Annotated in this window: 13 protein-coding genes; 4 read left to right on the plus strand and 9 right to left on the minus strand. The window is 70.9% G+C overall.

Features of this window, described 5'->3' with window-relative positions; translation table 11 throughout:
• Window positions 1-7 precede the first annotated feature (7 nt).
• Window positions 8-1,084: an outer membrane lipoprotein gene (locus tag LXT12_RS06215; protein ID WP_233390495.1), complete on the minus strand. Its 1,077-nt coding sequence runs from the start codon at window positions 1,082-1,084 to the stop codon at window positions 8-10.
• A 460-nt stretch (window positions 1,085-1,544) separates the two neighbouring features.
• Here LXT12_RS06215 and LXT12_RS06220 point away from each other — a divergent pair, with 460 nt between their 5' ends.
• The gene (locus LXT12_RS06220; RefSeq protein ID WP_233390497.1) at window positions 1,545-2,330 is read left to right on the plus strand and encodes an alpha/beta fold hydrolase; all 786 of its coding nucleotides are present in this window, start codon (window positions 1,545-1,547) and stop codon (window positions 2,328-2,330) included.
• Between the two features lie 16 nt (window positions 2,331-2,346).
• On the opposite strand, the gene LXT12_RS06225 is transcribed toward LXT12_RS06220, so the two are convergent.
• The 3 genes from LXT12_RS06225 to LXT12_RS06235 are packed head-to-tail and all read right to left on the minus strand — an operon-like array spanning window position 2,347 to window position 5,530.
• Window positions 2,347-3,567: a hypothetical protein gene (locus LXT12_RS06225; protein ID WP_233390499.1), complete on the minus strand. Its 1,221-nt coding sequence runs from the start codon at window positions 3,565-3,567 to the stop codon at window positions 2,347-2,349.
• Between the two features lie 32 nt (window positions 3,568-3,599).
• Entirely contained in the window at window positions 3,600-4,424 is an 825-nt protein-coding gene (locus LXT12_RS06230; RefSeq protein ID WP_233390500.1) for a LytR/AlgR family response regulator transcription factor, read from the minus strand.
• Entirely contained in the window at window positions 4,421-5,530 is a 1,110-nt protein-coding gene (locus LXT12_RS06235; RefSeq protein ID WP_233390502.1) for a sensor histidine kinase, read from the minus strand. The genes LXT12_RS06230 and LXT12_RS06235 overlap by 4 nt, the downstream gene beginning before the upstream one ends.
• Before the next feature lie 87 nt (window positions 5,531-5,617).
• Between LXT12_RS06235 and argH the strand changes: the two genes are divergently transcribed.
• Together argH and LXT12_RS06245 are read left to right on the plus strand one after the other, a co-directional pair.
• Window positions 5,618-7,015: an argininosuccinate lyase gene (argH, locus tag LXT12_RS06240; RefSeq protein WP_233390504.1), complete on the plus strand. Its 1,398-nt coding sequence runs from the start codon at window positions 5,618-5,620 to the stop codon at window positions 7,013-7,015.
• Window positions 7,016-7,060: 45 nt separating this feature from the next.
• Window positions 7,061-7,531, plus strand: coding sequence for a hemerythrin domain-containing protein (locus LXT12_RS06245; RefSeq protein WP_233390506.1), 471 nt, complete (start codon window positions 7,061-7,063; stop codon window positions 7,529-7,531).
• 36 nt (window positions 7,532-7,567) lie between these two features.
• Here LXT12_RS06245 and LXT12_RS06250 read toward each other — a convergent pair whose 3' ends face one another.
• Both LXT12_RS06250 and LXT12_RS06255 read right to left on the minus strand, forming a co-directional pair.
• Window positions 7,568-9,538, minus strand: coding sequence for a M3 family metallopeptidase (locus LXT12_RS06250; RefSeq protein WP_233390508.1), 1,971 nt, complete (start codon window positions 9,536-9,538; stop codon window positions 7,568-7,570).
• A 65-nt stretch (window positions 9,539-9,603) separates the two neighbouring features.
• Window positions 9,604-11,520 (minus strand): propionate--CoA ligase, encoded by a 1,917-nt coding sequence (locus LXT12_RS06255; RefSeq protein ID WP_255763477.1) that lies wholly within the window; start codon window positions 11,518-11,520, stop codon window positions 9,604-9,606.
• A 217-nt stretch (window positions 11,521-11,737) separates the two neighbouring features.
• Between LXT12_RS06255 and LXT12_RS06260 the strand changes: the two genes are divergently transcribed.
• Window positions 11,738-12,487: a C40 family peptidase gene (locus tag LXT12_RS06260; RefSeq protein WP_233390510.1), complete on the plus strand. Its 750-nt coding sequence runs from the start codon at window positions 11,738-11,740 to the stop codon at window positions 12,485-12,487.
• Window positions 12,488-12,623: 136 nt separating this feature from the next.
• Here the strand turns inward: LXT12_RS06260 and paaZ are convergent, their stop codons facing one another.
• From paaZ to LXT12_RS06275, 3 genes are all read right to left on the minus strand, one after another.
• Entirely contained in the window at window positions 12,624-14,672 is a 2,049-nt protein-coding gene (gene paaZ, locus LXT12_RS06265; protein ID WP_233390511.1) for a phenylacetic acid degradation bifunctional protein PaaZ, read from the minus strand.
• 121 nt (window positions 14,673-14,793) lie between these two features.
• Window positions 14,794-15,939: an ABC transporter substrate-binding protein gene (locus LXT12_RS06270; RefSeq protein ID WP_233390513.1), complete on the minus strand. Its 1,146-nt coding sequence runs from the start codon at window positions 15,937-15,939 to the stop codon at window positions 14,794-14,796.
• A gap of 17 nt (window positions 15,940-15,956) precedes the next feature.
• Window positions 15,957-16,574, minus strand: a complete 618-nt coding sequence (locus LXT12_RS06275) for a TetR/AcrR family transcriptional regulator (RefSeq protein ID WP_233390515.1) — start codon at window positions 16,572-16,574, stop codon at window positions 15,957-15,959.
• Between the last annotated feature and the right edge of the window lie 75 nt (window positions 16,575-16,649).

A 16,649-nucleotide genomic window follows, 5' to 3' on the forward strand; every position in this document is an offset into this window, starting at 1 on the left:
CGGGCCTTCAGCGCTGCACCGGTTCCAGGGTGTCGCCCACGACCCGCACCGTGTCGCCCACCCGCCAGGACGGCGGGTCGGCGTAGACCACGGTGCGCTGCTGGCCGTCGGCCATGCGCACCAGCACCTCGTACTGCGTGCGCTGGCTCTGGCGGCGCTGGATCTCGCGGCCCAGCAGCGCGCCGCCCACGGCCCCGGCCACCCCGGCAGCCGTGCGGCCGTCGCCCTTGCCGAACTGGCTGCCGACGACGGCGCCCAGCACCCCGCCGGCCACCGTGCCCAGCACCCGGCCCTCGCCGTCCACCACCACCGGGTTGATGGCCTGCACGGTGGCGCAGTCGCGGCACAGGCGGGTGCGCCTCGCGGCGAAGTCCACGCCGTCGTAGGCGCTGGCCTGGCTGATGCGGGCGCTGCGGTTGCCCAGCCGCAGCTGCGCCACGAGCGGCTGTTCGGCATCGACCCAGCCTCCCTGGGGCAGCACATAGGTGCCGGTGTACTCGCCGGGGCGTACTTCGTCGAGCACGACGGTACGTGCCTCGCTGCCCTGCAACTGCACCGAGGCCTGACCGCCCGGCGTACCGCGCACCGTGTAGCGCAAGGCTTCGGCCCGCCCGCGGCCGGGCTCGCGCGACACCGCCACCGACCGGATCTCCGGCGCCGGCAGGGCCTCGCCCACCACCGGCCAGCCGGTCTGCAGCGGCTCGCCCAGCAAGGCAGTGGCGACGCGGTTGTCGCGGCGCAGGTTGGCGTGCACGCGCGACTCCGGGCCGATGCGGTCGGAGCGGCTCACGATGTAGCTGCCCTGGTAGCGGCCCGGCGTGGTTTCGTCCAGCCGCACGGTGCGGCGCCCGCCGTCGATCTGCAGCAGCACGACGGCACCGGGCGTGCCCCAGACGGTGAAGTTCAGCTCGGTCCCGGGCTCGACCCGGTCGACCTGCTCGACGTCGAATCCGGTGACGCGCAGCACGGCGGGCGCGCTGCGGCTGTCATATTGCGCCTGAGCCTGCGCCGGCGACGCGACGAACGACGTGCCGGCCAGCGCGCAGGCCAGGGCCAGGGCCGGGAGGTTGAGGGCTTGCTTCATGGGCCGCTCCTGAAGATGGGGTTCAAGGGCCTGTTCACGCTATGGCAACGGGTCGCGAAGGCCCGCCGCCAGGGGCCAATCAAGGCGCGGCACGCCGCCCGCACTGGCGTGCGGGCAAGTGGCGCAACGCCGAGTGGCCCCTGGCGGCGGGCCTTCCAGAAGGGTTGCTACCAGAAAGGCCGCGTGCGGCGTTGCAAATGCTCGCCGGGTGCACAACCCGGCTCCGCTTTGCGCCTTGCTCACGGCCTTTCTGGTAGCAACGCGACCCGTTGCCATAGCGTGAACAGGCCCTAGCCTAGGCGCAACTGCGGCGCGGCGCGTGTCGGCTCCGGGACAGCGCCTGGGTAGGCGTCCACCTACAGCGCCGGCCTGCAACGATTGAAACAAGCTCGCATGCCGCTGCAGCCGGCTTGAAACGCCAGCGACGGAGGATGCCGGCACACGACACCGAAAGCCCCCCATGCCCCACGCCACCCCCGTCGTCTGCCTGCATTCCAGCGCCTCCAGCGGCCGGCAATGGCGCCGGCTCGCCGCCACCGGTGCCGCCTGGCGCTGGCACACGCCCGACCTCTACGGCCACGGCCAACGCCCCGACTGGCCGGAGCTGATGCCGAACCGGCTCGAGGTGGAGGCCCAGGGTGTGCTGGCCGGCCTGCCCTTGGACGCCGGCCTGGCCTTCCACCTCGTTGGCCACAGCTACGGCGGCGCGGTCGCCCTGCAGCTGGCCCTGCTGCAGCCGGCGCGCGTGCTCTCGCTGACGCTGTACGAGCCCGTCGCCTTCGGCCTGCTGCCCGGCCCCGAGACCGGCGACGCCGCCTCCATGGAGATCGCCGAGGTCGCGCGGGCACTGACCCTCGCCCTGGCGCGCGCCGACGACTTCGGCGCCGCGCGGGGCTTCTGCGCCTACTGGCAGGGCCGCGACATCTGGCCGGAGCTGCAGGTCGACCAGCAACTGCGCATGGCCGATGCCATGCCGACGGTGAAGCGGCATTTCGACGCCCTCTTCGCCGCACGCTGGACGCCAGCCCAGCTCGCCGGCCTGGACATCCCCGTGCGCCTGCTCTGCGGTACCGCCACCCGGGCCAGCGCCCGCGCCGTGGCCGCGCGCCTCGCAGAACGCCTGCCACGCGCCTCGCTGCAGATGCTGGAGGGCGCCGACCACATGGCCCCCATCGGCGAGGCGGCCCGCGTCAATGCGCTGATCCTGGGCTCCCTGGAGCGGCTGCAGCGCCTCGTTGCCGCCTGAGCCGCACCCCCAGGGCTCAGCGCGGCGCCGAGGCACCGAGGCTGTGCAGATAGGCCAATTCGCCGTCGCGCGCCAGAGCCAGCACCTGCCGGCCGCTGCGGCTGAAGTTGGCGCAACTCAGCTCCGCGGCCCAGGCCATGCCCTGTTCGGCCATGAGCTGCAGCAGCCGGTTGGCCTCATCCCGCGACACCGCCTGCGGGCTGTGGGGCAGCCCCAAGCCCTCCTCCAGCCTGTGCAGGATGCGGGCTTCCATGACTTCCGCCGTCGTCGATGGCAGTTGCCTGACCACCGCCTCGCAAAGCTGGCGGCGGTTGGCGTCCTGCACGGCTCCCACGCTGCAGGGCGCCATCAAGCCGGAGAGCCCGCTGTCGCCGATCGAGACAGCGTCCTGACCGGCAGCCACCATCAACATCATGGCTTCGCTGGGCGAAGGGTCGGCGCCGACCACCTCGCCCACGGTCGCGCTGAGCACCCTCGTCTTCAGCGGCCGGTAGCCGCCCTGGCTCAATTGGTAGAGGTCCTGTGCCACGCCCGCCGCCTCGCCACGCGCCAGGTGGTCGCTGAGCCGCATCAGCACCGGCGTGGCGTCGCCCGGCGCCAGCGCCTGCAGTCTCTCCACGCTGAGAGCCGCGCAGCTGTCCGGCACGGGGCTCGGCGGGCGCATCTCGGGAGGCATCGCGACGCCGCTGGCCGCAGGCGTGCGCAGCCAGGCCTGCTGGGCGGCATAACCGGCCAGGTAGGCGAGGTTGCGCCGGCAGGCCCGCAGGGCGATCAGATAGGCGACGGCATCGTCGCTGGAGGCGGCCTGAGTCGCGGCGGCCGACACGTCCTCCCGGAGCACCGCCGCTGCGACGCGCTGCCGTGGCGTGCCGCCGTCCAGCCGCCGCAGCAGGGCCTGGCGCTCCGCCTCGTAGCGCGCATCCAGGGCCCGAGCCCAGGCGGGTGGCGGCTGGCCCTCGCGGCGGTCCAGGTCCTCCCGCGCGACGCGGCCATAACCGCAGACCTCGACCGTCCCCGGCAGAGCGGCGGCGGAGGCCCGAGCCGGCAAGGGCGAGACGGCCTGCATCGGCCTGGGCGGCGCGGCGGCTGAGGCGCCGGACGCGGCGCCCTTCGTCGCGGCCGGTGCAGCTGCCGAAGACGGCGGGGCCTGCTCGACCGGCGCCTGGTGAAAGCGCCAGCCGAGCAGCGCGGCAAGCGCCACCGCCGCCGCGCCCAGCACCGGCGCGAGCCTCTTCACCCTTCGCCCCGCCATGGCGCCTGGCCGGCGCCTCAGCGCCCTTGGCCGGCCAGCGCCTCGCGCACCGCCGCGACCTGGCGGCGCGACACGGCCAGCCACTCGTCCACATGGACGATGCGCACGGCCCAGCTGTCGGCGGCCTCGGCCGAGCCATCGCCGCCATCGAGTTCGCCGAAGCTCGTCGGCGCATGCCGCTCCAGCTCGCGCACCGCCCAGCGTGCCACCAGGGCGTTGCGGTGCACGCGCAGAAAGCGGTCGCCCAGGCGCTGCTCCAGGTCCGACAGGGCGCCGTCCATCACATGCGTCTCGCTCGCCGTGCGCAGCGTCAGGTACTTGAGTTCGGCCTTGAAGTACAGCACCTCGGACACGGGCACGCGCAGCAGCCGGCCGCGGTCGGTCAGCGTGATGAACTCGGCCGGGTCGGGCGCGGCGGGAGCCGCGGCGGGCTGGCCGGTCTGCGCGGCGGCGCGCTCGGCCAGGCGCTGGGCCGCCCGGGCCAGCGCCGCCTGCAGCCGCTCGCGGCGCACGGGCTTGGTGAGGTAGTCCAGGGCGTCGAGCTCGAAGGCGCGCAGCGCATGCATGGCGTGGGCCGTGACGAAGATGATCAGCGGCGCCGGCAGCCCCGGCTGGCGCTGGGCGAGGCTGTCGGCGAATTGCAGGCCGTCGGCACCGGGCATCTGCACGTCCAGCAGCACCACGTCGCAGCCGTGCTCGCGCAGCCAGGCCGCCGCCTGCGAACCGGTGGCGGCCTCGGCCACGACCTCGCAGCGGGGCTCCTGGATGGCGTCCAGCAGGCCGCGCAGGCGCAGCCGGGCCAGGGGTTCGTCGTCGACGAGAAGGATGCGCAAGGGAGTCATAGCGGCACCTGTAGGCGCAGGGCGAAGCGGGTGGGACTGGCGTCGATGTCGAAGCGGGCCGCCACGTCGTGCATGAGCTTCAGGCGCTGGCGCACGTTGCGCAGGGCCAGCCCGTGGCCCACGGTGAGCGCCGGCGCGCCCACGGTGTTGACGATGCGGATCTCGACCTCGGCGCCGTGGCGCTGCGTGGTCACCTCCAGCTCGCCACCTTCGTCGTTGGGCTCGACGCCGTGGCGCACGGCGTTCTCCACCAGCGGCTGCAGCAGCAGGGGCGGCACGCGGGCGGCGTCGGCCTCGGGGTCGAGATGCCAGATGACCCGCAGCCGCTTGCCGAAGCGGATCTGCTCGATGGCGAGGTAACGGCGCGCCAGCTCGATCTCCTCGCCGAGCGTCACGGAGGCGCTCGAATCGGCGAGGGCGACGCGGAAGAGCTCGGCCAGGTCCTCCAGCACGCTTTCCGCGCGGGCCGGGTCGACCTGCACCAGGGCGATGGCGCTGTTGAGGGTGTTGAAGAGGAAATGCGGCCGGATGCGCGACTGCAGCTCCACGAGCTGGGCCAGGGCGTCGGCCGGACGCTGGGTGTGCTCGCGCAGCTTGAGCCAGGCCAGCAGCAGGGCCGCGCCGCTGGCGCCGCAGGCGGCGATGCTGCCGATGCGCCAGAGGCCGGGCGGCTCCTCGCTGGTGAGGCTGAGCAGGGCGAAGCCCGAGAGCGCGCCGATCGCGCCGAGAGCCATCAGCACCGCCCACTGGGCGGGTTCGGGCAGCCGGGGCCACAGCCGCTTGGCGGCGCAGACGGTGAGCAGCCAGGACAGCACCGCGAACATCGTCACGACGGTGCCGTTGGCCGTCAGCGCGAGCCACTGCGAGGCATCCTTGGCCACGACGGCGGCCCCCAGCGCCAGCAGCAGCTGCACGCCCAGGACTGCGCGCAACACCAGGCCGACGTGGCAGACGTCGAAGGCGCGGGTCGGGTCCAGCAGCGGGGCGGTGTTCAGCTCGGGCAGCTCGGGCAGCTCGGTGGCCCCGAAGCCCAGCCACTGGCTCAACTGCATGGACTCGTGCCAGACGCTGTGGCGGGGCTGGGCGCGACGCTTGAAGAAGAGCATGGCGGGGCGGTGGCGGGTGGCGTTTCGGCTGGCGTTCGATAATCCCGGGTTGCGGCGCATTTTGCGCGCTGAATCCGCACGTTCTCCATGTCAGACAACCAACTCGCCAACAAATCCCAAGCCTGGTCCGCCCTGTTCTCCGAACCGATGAGCGAGCTGGTCAAGCGCTACACGGCCAGCGTCGGTTTCGACAAGCGCCTGTGGCGGGCCGACATCACCGGAAGCCTCGCCCATGCCGAGATGCTGGCCGCCCAGGGCATCCTGAGTCGCGAAGACCTGGAGGCCATCCAGCGTGGCCTCGGCGAGATCGCCGCCGAGATCGAGGCCGGGCAGTTCGACTGGAAGCTGGACCTGGAGGACGTGCACCTCAACATCGAGGCGCGCCTCACGGAGCGAGTGGGCATCGCCGGCAAGCGGCTGCACACCGGCCGCAGCCGCAACGACCAGGTCGCCACCGACGTGAGGCTGTGGCTGCGCGGCGAGATCGACGAGATCACCGGCCTGCTGGCCCAGTTGCAGCGCGTGCTGGTGGATCAGGCCGAGCGGCATGCCGAGGTCATCCTGCCCGGTTTCACCCACCTGCAGGTGGCCCAGCCGGTGAGCTTCGGCCACCACCTGCTGGCCTACGTGGAGATGTTCGCCCGCGACGCCGAGCGCATGCTCGATACCCGCAAGCGCGTGAACCGCCTGCCGCTCGGGGCCGCCGCCCTGGCGGGCACCAGCTACCCGCTGGACCGCGAGCGTGTCGCCCGCACGCTGGGCATGGAGGGCGTGTGCCAGAACAGCCTCGACGCCGTCAGCGACCGCGACTTCGCCATCGAGTTCAGCGCCGCGGCCTCGCTGGTGATGCTGCACGTGTCGCGGCTGTCGGAGGAGCTCATCCTGTGGATGAGCCAGAACTTCGGCTTCATCGCCCTGCCCGATGCCTTCTGCACCGGCTCGTCGATCATGCCGCAGAAGAAGAACCCCGACGTGCCCGAGCTGGCGCGCGGCAAGACGGGCCGCGTCGTCGGCCACCTGGTGGGCCTGGTCACGCTGATGAAGGGCCAGCCCCTGGCCTACAACAAGGACAACCAGGAGGACAAGGAGCCCCTGTTCGACACCGTGGACACGCTCAAGGACACGCTGCGCATCTTTGCCGACATGCTGGCCGGCCTGAGCGTGCGGCCCGAGGCCATGCGCGCGGCGGCCCTGAAGGGCCATGCGACGGCCACCGACCTGGCCGACTACCTCGTCAAGAAGGGCCTGCCCTTCCGCGACGCCCACGAGGTCGTGGCCCATGCGGTCAAGGCGGCGACCCAGCAGGGCGTGGACCTGGCCGCGCTGTCGCTGGACCAGCTCAAGGCCTTCGACGCCCGCGTCGAGGCTGACGTGTTCGACGTGCTTTCGCTGGAAGGTTCGCTGAACGCGCGCAACGTGCTCGGCGGCACCGCGCCGGCCCAGGTGCGGGCCCAGGTGGCCCGCCACCGTGAGCGACTCGCTTGAGTTGCCTCAAAGCCGCCGAAGCCACGCCTGACTAGCATCCGCCGAATGACTACCCTCGCCTGGACCGACAACCTCGTCCTCAGCCAGCCCCGGCTGGACACCACCCACCAGGAGTTCGTCGAGCTGCTGAACGCCTACGGCGACGCCCTGGACCGCGGCGAGGATGCCCTGCCCGCCTTCCATGCGCTGCTGACCCACACGGAGCAGCACTTCGCGATGGAGGAGGACTGGATGGCCCGCTGCGGCTTCGACCCGCAGAACTGCCATGCCGGCCAGCACAAGATGGTGCTGGACGTGATGCGCGAGGCGCTGCGCTACGCGACCGAGCTGAAGGACCGCGAGCCGCTCAAGATCCTGCGCACCGAGCTGGCGGGCTGGTTTCCCCAGCACGCCGAGATGATGGACGCGGCCCTGGTGTTCACCATGCAGCAGGTCGGCTTCGACCCCACCACCGGCGAATGCCGCGAGCCGCTGGCGGTCGCCAGCCACGGCTGCGGTTCGAGCAGCTGCGGCTGAGCGCCGTCGGCGAGGCCGGCCTGGCCGGCCTGCCGCTCACTTCTTCAGGTAGTCGAAGAAGGCCTGCGAGTTCGACTCGCGGCCGAGGAAGTCCTTGACCAGCTCGGGCGCCGGCTTCTGCGCGCCCTGGGCCAGCACGCCGTCGCGGTAGCGCTTGCCCACCGCCGGATCGAGCTTGTCGGCAGCGAAGGCGGTGCGCAGGTCCATGGCGACGACGAGGCTCCACAGGTAGCCGTAGTAGCCCGCGCCATAGCTGCCCGCGATGTGGGCGAAGCCGGCAGGGAACATCGTGCCCGGCACGTAGCCCAGCGGCGTGGCGCCTTCCATCCGGGCCCACAGCGGCAGCGGCTCGGGCTTGGCGCTTTGGTGCAGGGCCAGGTCGTAGCTCGCGTACAGGTGCTGGCGGCCGAAAAGCCCGCCCTTGCCGTAGTGCTTGGCGGCCGTCGCCTGCTCGACCATGGCATCCGGCACCGGCTTGCACTCGGCGCAGACCTCCTGCATGAGCTTGAGCACCTTCTTGTCGTAGACCCAGTCCTCCAGCATCTGCGAGGGCGCCTCGACGAAGTCGTGCATCACGCTCGTGCCCGCGGTCGCCGCATAGCGGGTGTTGGACAGGTCGACGTGCACCGCGTGGCCCAGCTCGTGCAGCAGGGTCTCGACCTCGTCCAGCGTCAGGCCGTTGCGGTCGAAGTTGACGACCAGGGCCGCGGCCGGCGTGCGGGCGATGCGCGTGGCGCTGCCGCGCAGCGGCCAGACGGCGGCGTGGTTGTACTTGCCCTCGCGGGGGTAGAGGTCGACGTAGAGCTGGCCGATGGCCTTGCCGGACGCCGCGTCGCTGACGACATAGGTCTGCGCCTCGTCATGCCAGAGCGGGTTGGCGATGCGCTCGTACTTCACGCCCATCAGCTTCTCGATGATGTGCATGGCGAACTGCAGGCTGGCCTGCGGCGGGAAGTAGGGCCGGAAGGCGTTCTGGTCGACGCTGAACTTCTCGCGCTTGACGCGCTCGCTGTAGAAGGATGCGTCCCAGCGCTGCACCGTCGTCTGCTCCAGCGGCGTGCCCAGGTGCTGGGCCTTGTTGGCGCGCAGCTCCTGCAGCTCGGCCTTCTCGCGCTCGTTGACGGCACCCGTCACCGAGTCGAGGAAGCGCGTGGCCGTGGCGCCGTCCTTGGCCATGCGGCGGCGCAGGTTGAAGTCGACGTAGTTGCCATAACCGAAGAGCTTGGCGTACTCGGCGCGCAGCGTGGCGATCTGGGCCAGCAGGTCGAGGTTGGCCTGGCCGCCCTCGTTGGTCTTGGCCCGCCACATGCGCTCGCGCGCCTCGGCGCTCTCGGCGCTGCGCATCACGGGCACGTAGCTCGGATAGTCCACGCCCAGGACGATGCGCCCCTGGTCGTCGCGCTTGGCCTTCTCCCAGACGCTGGCCGGCACGCCCTTGAGCTCGGCCTCGGTGAAGACGACCTTGGTGCCGGCGTCGCGGATGTTCTTGTTGAACTGCTGGTCGAGCTCGGTGAGCTTGTCCAGGATCTGCTTGGCGCGCTGGCGCTTGGGCTTGGGCAGGGCCACGCCGCTGTCCTCGAACTGGCCCGAGGCCAGGCGCACGAACTCGGCGTCGATGCCGTCCTTCTTCGGCGCCTTCTGCAGCGCGCGGTAGAGCTTCTCGTTCTGGCCGAGGCTGGAGCCGAAGTCGGCCCAGCGCAGCGAGCACTCCTGGGCCGCGTCGCGCACCGCCTTGTCGGGGTGGACGTTGAGGACGAAGTCGGTCGGACCCTGGTGGTCCTCGAGATAGACCGTCAGGTCGTCGTAGGCGGCCAGCCAGCCGCCATCGACCTTGCGCTTCTCGAGCAGGGCAACACGCTGGCGGGCGCCCTTGAGGCCGGCGTCGCAGCTGGTCTTGATGTCGCCGGCGGTATGGAAGGCGGGGAAGTTGGGACCGGGCAGTTGGGGTTGTGCCTGGGCCGCGGCGGCGAGCGCCAGCGCGGCCAGGGAGGTGAGGACGGGTTTCATCGCGTCTCCTTGTGGGAAGGCCGCGATTCTCCCGGGCGCCGGCCCGGGAGCCGTTCTTCACACCCCTACTTGTGCAGCAGGGTTTTTACCTGAGCGAGGGCGCCTGGGTCGTCCATCGTCGTCAAGTCGCCGGGGTCGCGGCCTTCGGCGACCGCCTGCAGGGCGCGGCGCAGCAGCTTGCCGGAGCGCGTCTTGGGCAGCACGCTGACGAAGAGCACGCGCGAAGGCCGCGCCACGGCGCCCAGTTGCTCGTCCACGCGCTTCATGATCTGGCCCTCCAGGGCCAGGGCCGCCTCGGGCGTGGCCGGCGTCTCGCGCGGCACGGCGAAGGCGAGCGCGACCTGGCCCTTCAAGGTGTCGGCCACGCCCACGACGGCCACCTCGGCCACGGCCGCATGGCCCGAGATGCACTCCTCGATCTCGCGCGTGCCCAGCCGGTGGCCGGCCACGTTGATGACGTCGTCGGTGCGGCCGAGGATGAAGGTGTAGCCGTCGGCGTCGCGCAGGCCCCAGTCGAAGGTCGAATACACCTGCCGCCCCGGCACGCTGCTCCAGTAGGTGTTGACGAAGCGGGCGTCGTCGCCCCAGACCGTCTGCAGGCAGCCCGGCGGCAGCGGGTGCTCGATGACGAGCACGCCCTTCTGGTCGGGCGAGCTCAGCTCCTCGCCGGTGTTCTCGTCGAGCAGCTTCACGCCGTAGCCGTACATCGGCATGCCAGGCGAGCCGAAGCGCGTGGGCACCGGGTCGACGCCGGGGATGTGGTTGGCCACCGTCAGCAGCGGCCAGCCGGTCTCGGTCTGCCAGTAGTTGTCGACGATGGGCACCGCCAGGCCTTCGGCGATCCAGCGCGCCGTCGGCTCGTCCAGCGGCTCTCCGGCCAGGAACAGGGCACGCAGGCTGGAGAGGTCGTGGCGCTTGAGCAGGGCGGGGTCGTGCTTCTTGAGCACGCGCACGGCGGTCGGCGCGCTGAACATCACTGTCACCCGGTATTTTTCGACCAGGCTCCACCAGATGGCCGCGTCAGGGTTGACGGGCAGGCCTTCGTACATCAGCGTGGCCATGCCGGCGATGAGCGGGCCGTAGATGATGTAGCTGTGGCCGACGACCCAGCCGATGTCGCTGGTAGAGAAATACGTCTCGCCGGCCTTACCGCCGAAGATGTAGTCCATGCTCGTGGCCAGGGCCACGGCATAGCCGCCGACATCGCGCTGTACGCCCTTGGGCTTGCCGGTGGTGCCGCTGGTGTAGAGGGTGTAGCTGACGCTGTTGGACTCCAGCCAGGTCACCGGCACACGGCTGCCCAGGTAGGTGGCGCGCAGCGTGGCGTAGTCGAGGTCGCGGCCGGCCACGGGCGTGAAGGCGGCGAGGCCGCGGTCCACCATCAGCACCTTGGCGGGCTTGTGGGCAGCGAGCGAAATGGCTTCGTCGAGCAAGGGTTTGTAAGCGACGACCTTCCCGCCGCGGCTGCCGGCATCGGCGCTGACGACGAGCTTGGGCGTGGCGTCGTCGATGCGGCTCGCCAGGGCGACCGAGGCGAAGCCGCCGAACACCACCGAGTGCACGGCGCCGATGCGGGCGCAGGCCAGCATGGCGAAGGCCGCCTCGGGGATCATGGGCATGTAGATGAGCACACGGTCGCCCTGGCCCACGCCCTCGGCCTGCAGCATGGCCGCGAAGGCCTCCACCTCGGCCTGCAGCTCGGCGAAGCTGTAGACCTTCTCCTGCCCCACCTCGGTGGAGACCCAGATCAGCGCGCGGTCATCGGGCCGCTTGGCGGCATGCCGGTCCACGGCGTTGTGGCAGAGGTTGGTGGTGCCGCCGACGAACCAGCGCGCGAAGGGCGGATTGCTGGCGTCGCAGATCTGCTGCGGCGGGGTCTGCCAGTCGATGCGCCGGGCCTGCTCGGCCCAGAAGGCATCGCGTTCGACGAGGGAGCGGCGGTGGAAGTCGGCATAGGTCGTCATGTCCGCCAGTGTGGTCATGCACCACTGACGACAGTCTGACCTGGGTCAGGTCGCGCGGACTATTTCGGGTTTTTACGAAGTTCGCCGTTGGCCGACCCCGGGTTTGCCCTGAAAATTCTGCGCTTTACGTCTGCTCCGGTTGACGCTGGCGGGTCACCCCCCTACCCTGCGCGCCGCCGTTCCCTTCTCCGCCTTGGCCCTTGCGGCCCGTTCCGTCCGGTCCCTGTCCGCTCGAATGTCCCTGGTTCCCTTCGCCCTCCTGAATCGCCTCGCCGCCGCTGGCCTGCTGGTCGTCGGTTGCGCCGCGCATGCTCAGGGGGTGGCCCAGGCCGCGACGGTGACGCCGCCGCCCGGCACCATGACGGGTGCCTACGGCCAGAGCCTGCAGCAGCAACAGCCCCAGCCCCAGGCCCAGGCCCAGGCACAGCCTGCGGCAGACAAGGCGGCTCCCCGCCCCGCCCCGGGCACCCAGCCAGCCAACGATGCCGTGAGCCGCTTCCTCAGCGACCGCGGCCTGTTGGGCAATGCCGAGACCGGCGGGTCATCTCGGCTGCTGGCCAGCGTGCGGGACACCGCGTCCGACCTCGTGCTCTCGGCCATGAACTTCCTGGGCGTGCGCTACACCCGAGGCGGCAATTCGGTCGAGAACGGTTTCGACTGCAGCGGCTTCACCCGCCACATCTTCGAGATGAGCGTGGGCCTGATCCTGCCGCGCCGCGCCGACGAGCAGGCCAAGCTCAGCAGCCTGCTGCCCATCCGCAAGGACGAGCTCAAGCCCGGCGACCTGGTGTTCTTCAACACCATGCGCGCCACCTTCAGCCACGTGGGCATCTACGTGGGCGAAGGCAAGTTCATCCACGCCCCACGCACCGGCAGTGCCGTGCGCGTGGAGGACATGCGCGACTCCTACTGGGCCAAGCGCTTCACCGGCGCCCGCCGCGCCGACCTCAAGGCCGCCGCCGAGAGCGGCACCGTCACGCGCTGAGGCGCGCTGCCCCTGAACTGAACCCTTCGCAGCCGCGCAGCCGGCTGCCCCCTCCAGCAGCACCCGTGGAACTGGCTTTGCCAGGCCACCGGGTGCGCCCCCTTGAGGGGGAGGCGCGCAGCGCCTCGGGGGTGGGCTATCCCGCCACCCTTTTGGCCACCAGCGTCAGGATCTCGTAGCTCGCGCAGAGCTCCCCGCGCTGGTTGGTGACGGCCACGTCCCAGCCGATGACGCCCTGCGCGGGCTGGTCGTCGCGCGGCGGGCGGTCGATCTTGCGCTTGGCGGTGAGGCGCGCCTGGATGGTGTCGCCGATGGCCACGGGCGTGACGAAGCGCAGGTTCTCCAGGCCGTAGTTGGCCAGCACCGGGCCCGGCGCCGGACTCACGAAGAGGCCCGCCGCCGCCGACAGCACGAAGTAGCCGTGGGCGATGCGCCGGCCGAACGGCGACTCCTTCGCGGCGACCTCGTCGAAGTGCATGTAGAAGTAGTCGCCCGACAGGCCGCCGAAGGCGACGATGTCGGCCTCCCCCACCGTGCGGCGGTGGGTGAGCAGGCTCATGCCCACCTCCACGTCCTCGAAGTAGCGCCGGAAGGGATGGGTCTCGCTCTCCGTCACGGCGCCGCCGCGCTGGTATTCGCCGGTGACGGCCGAGATCATGGTCGGCGAGCCCTGCACGGCGCAGCGCTGCAGGTAGTGCTTGACGGCCCGCAGGCCGCCCAGTTCCTCGCCGCCGCCGGCGCGCCCCGGGCCGCCGTGCTTGAGCTTGGGCAGGGGCGAGCCGTGGCCGGTGTTCTCGAGAGCCGCCTCGCGGTCCAGCACCAGCATGCGGCCATGCCAGGCGGCGAAGGTGGGCACGGCCTGCGCGGCCAGGGCCGGCGTCTTGGTGCAGAGGGTGCCGACGAGGCTGCCACGGCCCAGGGTCGCGAGATGCAGGGCCTCCTCGAACTCGCCGTAGGGCATCAGCGTCGTGACGGGGCCGAAGGCCTCGACATGGTGGGCGTCGCTGGCCGCGGAGTTGTGCGCCAGCAGCAGGGTCGGCGCGAAGAAGGCGCCATCGGACACGCCCTCGCCCCTGGGCGCGAAGCCGTCGCGCTCGGACAGCAGCACCTCGCAGCCGCGGGCGAGCTGGGCCACACGCTCGGCCACGTCATGCTGCTGAGCCTTGCTCGCCAGGGCCCCCATGCGTACGCCTTCCAGGGCCGGGTCGCCGACCACCATCTTGGCCAGGCGGGCCTTCAAGGCGGCGGCGACGACATCGGTCAGGTGGCGCGGCACCAGGGTGCGGCGGATGGCCGTGCACTTCTGGCCGGCCTTGGCCGTCATCTCGCGCGCCACCTCCTTGACGAAGAGGTCGAACTCAGGGTCGGCCGGCGTCACGTCGGGGGCGAGGATGGCGCAGTTGAGGCTGTCGGCCTCGGCGTTGAAGGGGATGCTTCTGCGGAGCAGGTTGGGATGGGCCTTGAGCTGCAGCGCAGTGTCGGCGCTGCCGGTGAAGGTGACGACGTCGGCTTCGTCGAGGCGGTCGAAGAGGTCGCCCGTGCCGCCGATGATGAGCTGCAGCGCCCCTTCGGGCACCAGGCCGGAGTCGACGATGAGGCGCACGCAGGCCTCGGCGACATAGCTGGTGGCGGTGGCCGGCTTCACGAGGCAGGGCATGCCGGCCAGGAAGCTGGGCGCGAACTTCTCCAGCATCCCCCACATCGGGAAGTTGAAGGCATTGATGTGCAGGGCCACGCCGCGCTTGGGCACCAGCACGTGGCTGCCGATGAAGTGGTTGTTGGCCCCGAGGCGCATCGGCGGGCCCTCGTGCAACACATTGCTGCTGGGCAGGTCCTTGCCGCCGATGGAGGCATAGGCGAACAGCGTGCCGATGCCGCCCTCGATGTCGATCCACGAGTCCGCCCGCGTCGCGCCGGTGTGGGCGCTGATGGCGTAGAGCTGCTCCTTGCGTTCGAGCAGGTAGGCCGCCAGGGCCTTGAGCACGCGGGCACGGTCCTGGAAGTGGGTGCGCAGCAGCGCCGGCAGGGCCGTGCCCCGGGCATAGGCCAGGCTCTCGGCGAAGTCGAGCGCCTCCTCGTGCGTGTGGGCCACGACGCGGCCGTTGATCGCGCTGGCCAGCGGCTTGGCCGCGGTGGCACCGACCCAGCGGCCGGCGATGTAGCTTTGCAGAATGGGAACCGACATCTTTGATCCTCAAGGCCTCGCGAAGCGACGGCCGTTCATCCAGCAACTGCCGAGGATCCGGCTTTGCCGGTCCTGCGGCAGTGCCCCCTTGAAGGGGCGCGCGAAGCGCGTAGAGGGTGGGCTACTTGATCAGCTTCCAGGTGCCGTTCTCGATCTTCACCATCACGCGGGCGCGCTGGTCGAGGCCGAGGTGGTCCTGGGCGGACATGTTGAACACGCCGTGGGCGCCGGCGACGTTCTTGACGTTCTCCAGCGCGTCGCGCAGGGCGGCGCGGAAGGCCGGCGTGCCGGGCTGGGCCTTCTTCAGGGCCTCGGGCGCGGCGGCGGCGAGCAGCATGCCGGCATCCCAGGCGTGGCCGCCGAAGGTCGACACGCTGCCTTTGCCGTTGGCGGCCTCGTACTTGGCGATGTAGTCCAGCGCGCTCTTCTTGACCGGATGGTCGGCCGGCAGCTGGGCTGCCACCAGCACCGGGCCGGACGGCAGCAGCGTGCCTTCCACGTCCTTGCCGCCCACGCGCAGGAAGTCGTTGTTGGCCACGCCGTGGGTCTGGTAGATCTTGCCGGCGTAGCCGCGCTCCTTGAGCGCCTTCTGCGGCAGGGCCGCGGGCGTGCCCGAGCCAGCGATGAGGATGGCGTCGGGCCGCGCGGCGACGAGCTTGAGCACCTGGCCGGTGACGGAGGTGTCCGTGCGGTTGTAGCGTTCGGTCGCGACGACGTTGAGCTTCTTGGTGGTGGCGATCTTGTTGAACTCGGTCCACCAGCCTTCGCCGTAGGCGTCGGCGAAGCCGATGAAGCCGACCGTCTTCACGCCGTTGTCCACCATGTGCTGGACGATGGCCAGGGCCATCATGATGTCGTTCTGCGGCGTCTTGAAGACCCAGCGCTTCTTGGCGTCGACGGGCTCGACGATGCGGGCCGAGGCCGCCATCGAGATCATCGGCGTGCCCGACTCCGACACCGCGTCGATCATGGCCAGCGAGTTGGGCGTGACGGTCGAGCCGATGATGAGGTCGACCTTGTTCTCGGTGATGAGCTTGCGGGTGTTGGCCACGGCCGTGGTCGTGTCGGACGCGTCGTCTAGCACGATGTAGTTGACCTTCTGGCCGGCGATGGTCGTCGGCATCAGCGCGACAGTGTTCTTCTCCGGGATGCCCAGCGAGGCCGCGGGGCCGGTGGCCGACAGCGTGACGCCGACGTTGATGTCGGCCTGGGCGGCGAGGCTGAGCGTGGCGGCCAGGGCCAGGGCGAGTTGCTTGAAGGGCTTCATGGGTCGTCTCCTCGGGGTTATTGAATGGCGGCGGACTGGCGCAGTTGCACTGCGCCGAGGCCGCCGAAGAATAGATCGCTCACCAGGGCCGCGAGCGCCTCGTGCGAGAGCTCGCCGTCGGGGCGCAGCCAGGTGAAGGTCCAGTTGATCATGCCGAACAGCAGCATGGTCAGCGGCTTGTGCAGCTTGGCATCGCGCAGCTCCGGCCTCACGCGGCAGAGCGCGGCGGCGAACTCCGCCACGACGCGGCGTTCGACGTCCAGCAGCCGCTCGCGCTCGGCATCGGCCAGGAACTTGATCTCGCTGGTCAGCACGCGGTGCTGGTCTTGCGCGTCGGCATAGGCGCGGGTGAAGCGCTCGATGAGGGCGCGCAGCTGGGCGTCGGGCGCCAGCTGCCGGGCCTTGACCTCCTCCACCAGCGTCAGCAGCGCATGCACATGGCTGTCGCAGATCTGGGCGAGCAGCTCCTGCTTGTCCTGGAAGTAGTGGTAGAGCGTGGGCTTGGCCACGCCGCAGGCCTCGGCCACCTGGTTCATGGACGTGGCGCTGAAGCCCTGCTCGGCGAACAGGCGCGCGGCGGCGGCGAGGATGTCCTCGCGTTGGGCTTCGAAACCGGGGGCACGTTTACGGGCCATCAGAAATCTCGTGATTCAGAAATGCAACCACGGAGGCACAGAGGCACGGAGAAGCGCAGGCCGGAAACGCCGCTG

Origin of the sequence: Pelomonas caseinilytica (genome assembly GCF_021353235.1) — a bacterium.
Classification (GTDB): Bacteria; Pseudomonadota; Gammaproteobacteria; order Burkholderiales; family Burkholderiaceae_C; genus Pelomonas; species Pelomonas caseinilytica.

Excerpts from the sequence above, each read along its gene's own strand:
- argH (WP_233390504.1), top strand. The coding sequence starts at position 5,618 with ATGTCAGACAACCAACTCGCCAACAAATCCCAAGCCTGGTCCGCCCTG.
- LXT12_RS06255 (WP_255763477.1), bottom strand. The coding sequence starts at position 11,520 with ATGACCACACTGGCGGACATGACGACCTATGCCGACTTCCACCGCCGC.
- LXT12_RS06220 (WP_233390497.1), top strand. The coding sequence starts at position 1,545 with ATGCCCCACGCCACCCCCGTCGTCTGCCTGCATTCCAGCGCCTCCAGC.
- LXT12_RS06215 (WP_233390495.1), bottom strand. The coding sequence starts at position 1,084 with ATGAAGCAAGCCCTCAACCTCCCGGCCCTGGCCCTGGCCTGCGCGCTG.
- LXT12_RS06270 (WP_233390513.1), bottom strand. The coding sequence starts at position 15,939 with ATGAAGCCCTTCAAGCAACTCGCCCTGGCCCTGGCCGCCACGCTCAGC.
- LXT12_RS06250 (WP_233390508.1), bottom strand. The coding sequence starts at position 9,538 with ATGAAACCCGTCCTCACCTCCCTGGCCGCGCTGGCGCTCGCCGCCGCG.
- LXT12_RS06245 (WP_233390506.1), top strand. The coding sequence starts at position 7,061 with ATGACTACCCTCGCCTGGACCGACAACCTCGTCCTCAGCCAGCCCCGG.
- LXT12_RS06230 (WP_233390500.1), bottom strand. The coding sequence starts at position 4,424 with ATGACTCCCTTGCGCATCCTTCTCGTCGACGACGAACCCCTGGCCCGG.
- paaZ (WP_233390511.1), bottom strand. The coding sequence starts at position 14,672 with ATGTCGGTTCCCATTCTGCAAAGCTACATCGCCGGCCGCTGGGTCGGT.
- LXT12_RS06235 (WP_233390502.1), bottom strand. The coding sequence starts at position 5,530 with ATGCTCTTCTTCAAGCGTCGCGCCCAGCCCCGCCACAGCGTCTGGCAC.
- LXT12_RS06275 (WP_233390515.1), bottom strand. The coding sequence starts at position 16,574 with ATGGCCCGTAAACGTGCCCCCGGTTTCGAAGCCCAACGCGAGGACATC.
- LXT12_RS06260 (WP_233390510.1), top strand. The coding sequence starts at position 11,738 with ATGTCCCTGGTTCCCTTCGCCCTCCTGAATCGCCTCGCCGCCGCTGGC.